We start from the raw sequence: 7,447 nt of genomic DNA, 5'->3' as shown, positions 1-7,447 counted from the left end.
GGGGCTGGGGGCGGAGCCCCCAGGGAAGGGACGGGTAGGGGCGGCGGGGGCGAAAAACCCCTACGACGCGAACAGCCGTACAGCCCAAGCCGCATGCACCTCCGCCCCGACCTCCAACAGCGGAGCCGACCCCGCAGGCAGCGCATCAACCCCGTCGTCGACCACCCCCCGAGCCGCCTCCACCGCCCGATCCACAACCCGGTCCATCTCGGGCGCCAACCGAGCCAGCACCCCCGTGGCGTCGAACGGATCAAGACTCAACAACCGCACCGTCGCCGAAGCCGGCCCACTCACACTCTCGTACGCCGCACAGTGCGCCGCATCGACCGCCCCCAACCCAGCCGCCCGCGCCGCCACCCCCAGCACCACCGGCTGATGCGCCCCCTTGGGGAACTCCGCAGCAAGGGCGTCGAGTTCACCCGACGGCCAGGTAGCCCGCGCGGCCCGCATCAACTGCCGCCCCAGCTTCCGCGCAGCGACACGCAACGCCGGAGACGGTGTACGGGCATCCGCGGCAGCGTCCAGCGACACCGGATCGACGCCCACCGCGGCAGCCGCCGCCAGCGCCGCCGACACCAGCCCGGCCGTGTGCAACCGCCCCCGGCAGAAGTCCTCCAGGCTCGCGGCGCCCGTGATCCGCCCGGCCTTCACCGCGGCCTCGGCCCCGCCGGAGTGCGCGTGCCCTCCGGCGGGAAACCGGCCGTCGGCCAGAACGAGTAGCGCTGCCCTTGACATCAGACTCTGACCTCAGAAGAGGAAGTACCGCTGAGCCATGGGCAGTTCGGCGGCCGGAGTGGCCTCGACAAGCTCCCCGTCGATGTGCACGGCGAAGCTGTCGGGGTCGACACGCACCTCGGGCCGCGCATCGTTCTCGCGCATGTCGGCCTTGGTCACCCCGCGGGTCGACTCGATGGCCACGAACCGCTTCCCGAGCCCGAGCCGGTCGGGCAGCCCGTCCTCGAGGGCGAGCGGCGCCACGAAGTTGAACGAGTTCGAGGCCGGTGCCCGTCCGATCGCCCCGTACATCGGCCGCGGCAGGATCGGCTGCGGTGTCGGGATGGAGGCGTTGGCATCGCCCATCTGCGCGTACGCGATCTGCCCGCCCTTGATGACGAGGTGCGGCTTGACCCCGAAGAACGCGGGCTCCCACAGCACGAGGTCGGCGAGCTTGCCGCTCTCCACCGATCCGACCTCGTGGGCGAGCCCCTGCGCGAGCGCAGGGTTGATCGTGTACTTGGCGACATAGCGACGTACGCGATGGTTGTCCGCGCGGCCGTCACCCGGCAGGGCGCCCCGCCGCCGCTTCATCACATGCGCCGTCTGCCAGGTCCGCATGATCACCTCGCCGACCCGGCCCATGGCCTGGGCGTCGGAGGAGATGATCGAGATGGCGCCCAGGTCGTGCAGGATGTCCTCGGCGCCGATGGTCGACGGCCGGATACGGGACTCGGCGAAGGCGAGGTCCTCCGGCACCGCCGGGTTCAGGTGGTGGCACACCATCAGCATGTCGAGGTGTTCCTCGGCGGTGTTCACGGTGTAGGGCCGCGTGGGGTTCGTCGAACTCGGCAGCACATGCGGCTCGGAGACGACCGTCATGATGTCCGGTGCGTGCCCGCCGCCCGCGCCCTCCGTGTGGTACGCGTGAATCCCCCGGCCGGCGATCGCGGCAAGGGTGTCGCCGACGAATCCGGCCTCGTTGAGGGTGTCGGTGTGGATGGCGACCTGGATGCCGGTCTGCTCGGCGACGGTCAGCGAGGCGTCGATGACGGCCGGGGTGGAGCCCCAGTCCTCGTGCAGCTTCAGGCCCAGTGCGCCGCCGCGGATCTGGGACAGCATCGCCTCGTGCGAGACGGTGTTGCCCTTGCCGAGGAAGCCGATGTTGAGCGGGTACTGCTCCATCGCCTCCAGCATCCGGGCCAGGTGCCAGGGGCCGGGAGTCCCGGTGGTCGCCTTGGAGCCCTCGGCCGGTCCGGTGCCGCCGCCGACGAGGGTGGTGATGCCCGCGGACAGCGCCTCGTCGGCGATCTGCGGGCAGATGAAGTGGACGTGCGCATCGATGGCACCGGCGGTGAGGATCCGTCCGTTGCCGGCGATGACCTCGGTCTCGGGGCCGATCACCAGGTCCGGGTGCACCCCGTCCATGGTGTCCGGGTTGCCCGCCTTGCCGATGCCGGTGATCCGGCCGTCGCGGATGCCGATGTCGGCCTTGACGATCCCCCAGTGGTCGACGATCACGGCACCGGTGATGACGGTGTCCGGCGTGCCGTCTGCGCGCGTAGCGCGCGACTGTCCCATGGACTCGCGGATGACCTTGCCGCCGCCGAACACGGCCTCGTCACCGGCGAGACCGGGCCCGCCGCTGCGGTCCTCCTCGATCTCGACGATCAGGTCGGTGTCGGCCAGCCGGATGCGGTCACCGGTGGTCGGGCCGAACAGGTCGGCGTACGCGGCACGCGAGATCTCAGGCATCGAGGGCACCTCCGGTCTCCCCGCGCAGCCCGGGCACGACACGGGCGCCGGTGAGCGGTACGAGTTCGACGTCGACGGGGATCCCGGGCTCGAAGCGAACGGCGGTGCCGGCGGCGACGTTCAGCCGCTTGCCGCGCGCCGCGGCGCGGTCGAACTCCAGGCCGGGGTTGGCCTCGGCGAAGTGGTAGTGGGAGCCGACCTGGACGGGCCGGTCGGCGGCGTTGAGGACGGTCATCCGGGTGACCTCGCGGCCCTCGTTGTAGGCAATCGGCCCGTCGGCGAAGAGGATCTCTCCGGGAATCATCGAGGCCCCCTCAGACGATCGGGTCGTGGACGGTGACGAGCTTGGTGCCGTCCGGGAAGGTCGCCTCGACCTGGACGTCGTGGATCATCTCGGGGACGCCTTCCATGACGTCGTCCCGAGTGAGCAGCTTGCGTCCGGAGGACATGAGTTCGGCGACGGTACGGCCGTCCCGCGCACCTTCGAGGAGGTGCGACGTGATGAGGGCGACGGCCTCGGGGTGGTTCAGCTTCAGCCCCCGGGCCCGGCGCTTCTCGGCCACGTCGGCGGCCACGTGGATCAGCAGCCTCTCTTGCTCGTGCGGGGTCAGTTGCACGTCCCACCTCACATCCTCGCTCCGGGCCGTGCGGGGCCCGGTTGCCGCGGCCACCGGGAAAAGTCCCTGGTGGCGTGGATGGGCAGGCTAATCGCGGCGAGTTTCCGGCACGTTAAACCGGCTGTGAGCCCCGTCCGCCGACCGCGCCGGGCCCGCCCATGCTCATCAGGGCCCGCAGCCCGTCGCGCAGCGTGTCCTCCGAGACGTCGCCGAAGAGGACCATCTGCACGGCGAAGCCCTGCACGACCGCGATCATCACGCGCGCCATGGCGCGGGCGTCGGCGTCCTCGGGTACGAGTCCGGCGTCCCGATAGCGCTCGACGACCTGCCTCCAGGCCTCCTCGACCCTGCCGAAGCCCGGCGTCAACACCGCCCCCAGCTTCTCGTTGCGCAGGGTCTCGGTCCACACCTGGATCATCAGGCGGGGGAACATCCACTCGCCGTTGACCGTGAGGGGCCGCAGCTCCCGCATGCGCTCCAGCACCCTGAGAACCAGCACGTCCGGCAGGGGCGGCGGGCTCTCCATGGTCGCCCCCTTGAAGATGTCGCCCAGGGTGGACAGCACCTCGGTGACGATCGCCTCGATCAGCTCCTCCTTGCCGCTGAAGTAGCGGTATACGGCCCCCGCGGAGAGATCGACCTCCTTCAGCACGTCCTGCATGGACGTGGCGTGGAACCCGTTGCGGGCGAAGCACAGAGCGGCGCCGTCGATGATCTGCCGGCGGCGGGCGTCGAGGTGTTCCTGGGATACGCGGGCCATGCCCCGAAATCTAAAACGAACATTCCTTCTTGACAAGCGGCGTCGACAGGCGCACGGTGTACAACATCTAAAACGAACGATCCTTCTTTTTGGTGGCTCAGCCAGAGGGGGTTCCATGTCCACGCCACCCCGCACTCACTCCCGCCGACTGATCGCGGTAGTCGTCCTCGTCCCGCTCCTTACGACACTCGCCCTGTGGGCCTTCGCCTGGCCCGCCGCGCGCACCGCACCGCGCGATCTGCCGCTCGGCGTGGCGGGACCGGCCGCCGCCACCGCTCAGGTCGAGCAGCAGCTGGCCCGGCAGGAGGGCGCGTTCGAGATACACCGCTACGCCGACGAGGCCGCCGCACGGGAGGCCATCGAGGGCCGGACGGTGTACGGCGCGGTCGTCGTCGCCGACCAGGACCCGAAACTGCTGACCGCGTCGGCCGCGAGCCCGGCGGTCGCCCAGCTGCTTCAGCATGCGGTGGCCGGGCAGGCGTCCGCCGACGGGACGCAGGTCAGGACGGTCGACGTGGTGTCCGCCCCCGCGAACGACCCTCGCGGCGCGGCCCTGAACGCGAGCGTGCTGCCGCTGGCGCTGGCCGGGATCGCTGCGGGCGCGGCGGTGACCATGGTCGGGCTGCGCGGCGTGCGGGCCGTGGCCGCCCTGCTCGGCGCCTCCGCGCTCGTCGGGGTGGCGGCAGCCGCGATCGCGCACAGCTGGCTGGAGGTCCTCACCGGGGACTGGTGGGCGGAGGCCGCCGCGCTCGGGCTGTCCACGCTGGCCGTGGGCGGCGCTGTCGCCGGGCTCGCCGCACTCCTGGGCCCCGCCGGCATGGGCATCGTCTCGGGCTTGGTGATGCTGTTCGGCAACCCGTTCTCGGCCGCCGGCTCGGCGCCGGAGATGCTGCCCGAACCGGCCGGGAAGATCGGCCAGTGGCTGCCGCCGGGCGCGGGGACGTCTCTGTTGCGCTCGGTGTCGTACTTCGACGGCGCGGCCGCCGTCGGACCCGCCCTGACGCTGACCTGGTGGGCTGCGTTGGGCCTGGGCGCGGTACTGCTGGGCAGTGCACTCAGGGCCGCCCGCGTGAAGAGCGGCGAGCCCGCCGCCCACACGGAACCGGTGCTCTCCGGCTGAGCAACCGGCCGACCGCGGTCAAGACCGTGCGCCCCGCTGCAGCGGACGGGGACGCACGGTCTCTTTCGTTTCTCGGTCCCCCGTTACGAGGGATTCGGCCCCCGATGCTCCGCCACGATACCGAAGCGCTGATGTTCGCGGGGAGCGGACGCGACCTCGCGGACGCCGGACACCGAGGTGACCACCTGCTCCTCCGCGGACTCCTGGGCTGCCTCGAGCGCATCGAGTCGTTCCAGGTCGGCGGCGGAGACAAGGGCGACAAGGGGCTTGCCGTGCCGTGTGACGACGACCCGCTCACCGCCGTACACCACCCGGTTGATCAGGTCGGCGAGCTCAGCCCTGGCTTGCGTCACCGGAATCTCGTAGGCCATGCCCCCATTCTAACGTCACGTACATCCTGTACATTTTTTACAGACGGCTCCGCCGGAGCCGGTTTCCGCCGCGAGGAGGGGTTCGCCATGACCCGACCGTCCGCCCGTCACGTCCTGCCCGAGTTCACCGAACGCACGAGCTACGGGCACAAGACGATGGATCCGTACTCGAAGCTGCTGGAGGAGCGGATCGTCTTCCTCGGGACACCGATCGACGACACGTCGGCGAACGACGTGATGGCGCAGTTCATGCACCTCGAGTACCAGGCCCCGGACCGGGACATCTCGCTGTACATCAATTCGCCCGGCGGCTCGTTCAGTGCCATGTCGGCCGTGTACGACACGATCCGGTTCGTGGGCTGCGACGTGGAGACGATCTGCCTCGGGCAGGCCGGATCGCCCGCCGCGGTCCTGCTGGCCGCCGGCACCCCGGGCAAGCGATACGCGCTGCCCGGCGCCCGGGTGGTGATCCGTCAGCCCGCTCTGCCCGAGCCGGTCGAGGGGCAGGCCAGCGATCTCGCCATCCAGGCCGAGGAGTTGGCCCGCGTCCGAGCCCGCCTGGAGGAGATGCTCGTACGGCACACCGGGCGGACCCTTGAGCAGGTGGGCGCGGACATCGAGCGAGACAAGATCCTCACCGCTCAGGAGGCGCTGGAGTACGGCCTGATCGACCGGATCATCCCCAGCCGCAGGGCCTCGCGCACCGCCCCCGGCGCACGGTGAGCCGCGGATGCTGCCTCCGGAACTCCCGCCGCTGCCCGCCCTGACCCGCGCCGAGGGCGAGGTGATCGACCGTTACCTGGACGTGGTGGACCTGCTCGGCCGGATCAATCCGGCCCACGAAGGGGACACCTACCGTGGACTGCGCGCCGCCCAGGCGCTGGTGCGCAAGGCCGTCGAACTGCGCGACGCGCTCGCACTGATGCACCAGCGGGGCGAGACCGAGCTGCACGCCCCGACCCTCGCGCGGGCGCTGCGCGTCCTGGACGGCGAACGCCGCACGGCGCGAGTCATCGTTCCACCGCGCTCCGACAGTTGACGCACCGCCAGTCGGCCCGGCTCGTCAACCCTCACGACGCCGTGTCCGGGCCGGAGTTGAAACGGACCAAAAGGCGTACCTCCGCCCGGAGTATCCGAGCATACTTTTTTGGAGCCGCTGCACTTGCGCAACAGACATGCGTCCGGGGCGGAATAGAACATTCCAGTGCTGGTCCGGGGGCTCGCAGCGCCCTTGACAGCCGCTCGAACAGCAGGCTGTCCACCCGAACGGGTGAGTGGTGAGTAACAACACAAACCCCCGGTTCCGTTGGGATTTTCGGACATTCGTGAGTCAAGATCCGTGACGACGACAAGACCCCGCCGCAGCGGCGGGGCGATCCGGGTGGACGCCGAGTCCTGCCGCCGCCCGGATGACGGGTCGACAGGAGTGGATCGGCAGGAGTGGAGGACCCACGCAAGACGGGTCGCCGGAGCGCAAGTTCCGCGCAGCCCTTGGGGTGAAGCCGCGACGACGCGGCCGGGCCACTTCGCCAGCCCGAATCCGACAGGTCATCCTTCACAGGCGGCTGACGAAGGGTTGCGCATGACAACGCTCAATCGTGTCCCGTCGCTCATGGCCCGGGCCGGTACGGCCTCGGCCCTCACCCTGGCCGCGGTGGGCGGCTCCGTCGTGGTTCCGGGTGTCGCCTCCGAGGCGGCAGCCGCCTCGCCCGCGACCAAGGCGCTGCATATCGCGGCGTCGAAGAAGGGCTCCCCGTACGCGTGGGGCGCCACCGGGCCGGGCAGGTTCGACTGCTCCGGGCTCACGCTGTACTCGTACAAGAAGGCCGGCAAGAAGCTGCCTCGTACGGCCGCCCAGCAGTACAACAACACCCGCCACATCTCGGCCAAGAACCGCAAGGCCGGCGACCTCGTGTTCTTCCACTCGGGGTCCAGCGTCTACCACGTCGGGATCTACGCCGGAAAGGGGAAGATCTGGCACGCTCCGAAGACCGGGGACGTGGTCAGGCTGCAGAAGATCTGGACGAGGAGCGTCTGGTACGGCCGGGTCTCCTGACCCCTGGGGCGCGGTGGCGGAGGTGTCCTTACACACCACCACCCCCCCGCCCAT

10 protein-coding genes and 1 riboswitch are annotated in these 7,447 nt (G+C 70.4%); of the genes, 4 read left to right on the top strand and 6 right to left on the bottom strand.

All coding sequences use genetic code 11. The annotated features are described in order from the left end of the window. Window positions 1–60: 60 nt before the first annotated feature. From ACTWQJ_RS42710 to ACTWQJ_RS42690, 5 genes are all read right to left on the bottom strand, one after another. A complete protein-coding gene (locus tag ACTWQJ_RS42710; RefSeq protein WP_443311794.1) occupies window positions 61–735 on the bottom strand; it encodes an urease accessory protein UreF in 675 nt (224 codons plus the stop codon). Window positions 736–747: 12 nt separating this feature from the next. Then, a complete protein-coding gene (locus tag ACTWQJ_RS42705) occupies window positions 748–2,469 on the bottom strand; it encodes an urease subunit alpha (RefSeq protein ID WP_443311793.1) in 1,722 nt (573 codons plus the stop codon). Then, entirely contained in the window at window positions 2,462–2,773 is a 312-nt protein-coding gene (locus ACTWQJ_RS42700; RefSeq protein ID WP_224738827.1) for an urease subunit beta, read from the bottom strand. Before ACTWQJ_RS42700 ends, ACTWQJ_RS42705 begins: the two co-directional genes overlap by 8 nt. 10 nt (window positions 2,774–2,783) lie before the next feature. Continuing rightward, window positions 2,784–3,086: an urease subunit gamma gene (locus ACTWQJ_RS42695; RefSeq protein WP_397963000.1), complete on the bottom strand. Its 303-nt coding sequence runs from the start codon at window positions 3,084–3,086 to the stop codon at window positions 2,784–2,786. Between the two features lie 112 nt (window positions 3,087–3,198). Then, window positions 3,199–3,846: a TetR/AcrR family transcriptional regulator gene (locus tag ACTWQJ_RS42690; RefSeq protein WP_443311792.1), complete on the bottom strand. Its 648-nt coding sequence runs from the start codon at window positions 3,844–3,846 to the stop codon at window positions 3,199–3,201. A 115-nt stretch (window positions 3,847–3,961) separates the two neighbouring features. Here ACTWQJ_RS42690 and ACTWQJ_RS42685 point away from each other — a divergent pair, with 115 nt between their 5' ends. Then, window positions 3,962–4,966 carry an ABC transporter permease gene (locus ACTWQJ_RS42685; RefSeq protein ID WP_443311791.1) on the top strand — a complete coding sequence of 335 codons (1,005 nt, stop codon included), beginning with the start codon at window positions 3,962–3,964 and terminating at the stop codon, window positions 4,964–4,966. A gap of 83 nt (window positions 4,967–5,049) precedes the next feature. On the opposite strand, the gene ACTWQJ_RS42680 is transcribed toward ACTWQJ_RS42685, so the two are convergent. Then, window positions 5,050–5,337, bottom strand: a complete 288-nt coding sequence (locus tag ACTWQJ_RS42680; protein WP_385509006.1) for a type II toxin-antitoxin system Phd/YefM family antitoxin — start codon at window positions 5,335–5,337, stop codon at window positions 5,050–5,052. Between the two features lie 87 nt (window positions 5,338–5,424). On the opposite strand from ACTWQJ_RS42680, the gene ACTWQJ_RS42675 reads away from it, so the two are divergent. The 3 genes from ACTWQJ_RS42675 (at window position 5,425) to ACTWQJ_RS42665 (ending at window position 7,393) form a co-directional block, all read left to right on the top strand. Further along, the gene (locus ACTWQJ_RS42675; protein ID WP_443311790.1) at window positions 5,425–6,060 is read left to right on the top strand and encodes an ATP-dependent Clp protease proteolytic subunit; all 636 of its coding nucleotides are present in this window, start codon (window positions 5,425–5,427) and stop codon (window positions 6,058–6,060) included. 7 nt (window positions 6,061–6,067) lie between these two features. Further along, window positions 6,068–6,376: a hypothetical protein gene (locus tag ACTWQJ_RS42670; RefSeq protein ID WP_385509008.1), complete on the top strand. Its 309-nt coding sequence runs from the start codon at window positions 6,068–6,070 to the stop codon at window positions 6,374–6,376. A gap of 415 nt (window positions 6,377–6,791) precedes the next feature. Beyond that, window positions 6,792–6,916: riboswitch (cyclic di-AMP (ydaO/yuaA leader) on the top strand. 3 nt (window positions 6,917–6,919) lie between these two features. Then, window positions 6,920–7,393, top strand: coding sequence for a C40 family peptidase (locus tag ACTWQJ_RS42665; RefSeq protein ID WP_443311789.1), 474 nt, complete (start codon window positions 6,920–6,922; stop codon window positions 7,391–7,393). Window positions 7,394–7,447 lie beyond the last annotated feature (54 nt).

Source organism: Streptomyces sp. KR55 (assembly GCF_052245645.1).
Lineage (GTDB): Bacteria > Actinomycetota > Actinomycetes > Streptomycetales > Streptomycetaceae > Streptomyces > Streptomyces flavusporus.
Note: the sequence above shows the minus strand (reverse complement) of the source record. Positions and strands in the feature narration are given on the sequence as shown.

Coding starts and splice junctions, on each gene's coding strand:
- ACTWQJ_RS42665 (WP_443311789.1), top strand. CDS start 6,920: ATGACAACGCTCAATCGTGTCCCGTCGCTCATGGCCCGGGCCGGTACG.
- ACTWQJ_RS42690 (WP_443311792.1), bottom strand. CDS start 3,846: ATGGCCCGCGTATCCCAGGAACACCTCGACGCCCGCCGCCGGCAGATC.
- ACTWQJ_RS42675 (WP_443311790.1), top strand. CDS start 5,425: ATGACCCGACCGTCCGCCCGTCACGTCCTGCCCGAGTTCACCGAACGC.
- ACTWQJ_RS42685 (WP_443311791.1), top strand. CDS start 3,962: ATGTCCACGCCACCCCGCACTCACTCCCGCCGACTGATCGCGGTAGTC.
- ACTWQJ_RS42680 (WP_385509006.1), bottom strand. CDS start 5,337: ATGGCCTACGAGATTCCGGTGACGCAAGCCAGGGCTGAGCTCGCCGAC.
- ACTWQJ_RS42710 (WP_443311794.1), bottom strand. CDS start 735: ATGTCAAGGGCAGCGCTACTCGTTCTGGCCGACGGCCGGTTTCCCGCC.
- ACTWQJ_RS42670 (WP_385509008.1), top strand. CDS start 6,068: ATGCTGCCTCCGGAACTCCCGCCGCTGCCCGCCCTGACCCGCGCCGAG.
- ACTWQJ_RS42705 (WP_443311793.1), bottom strand. CDS start 2,469: ATGCCTGAGATCTCGCGTGCCGCGTACGCCGACCTGTTCGGCCCGACC.
- ACTWQJ_RS42700 (WP_224738827.1), bottom strand. CDS start 2,773: ATGATTCCCGGAGAGATCCTCTTCGCCGACGGGCCGATTGCCTACAAC.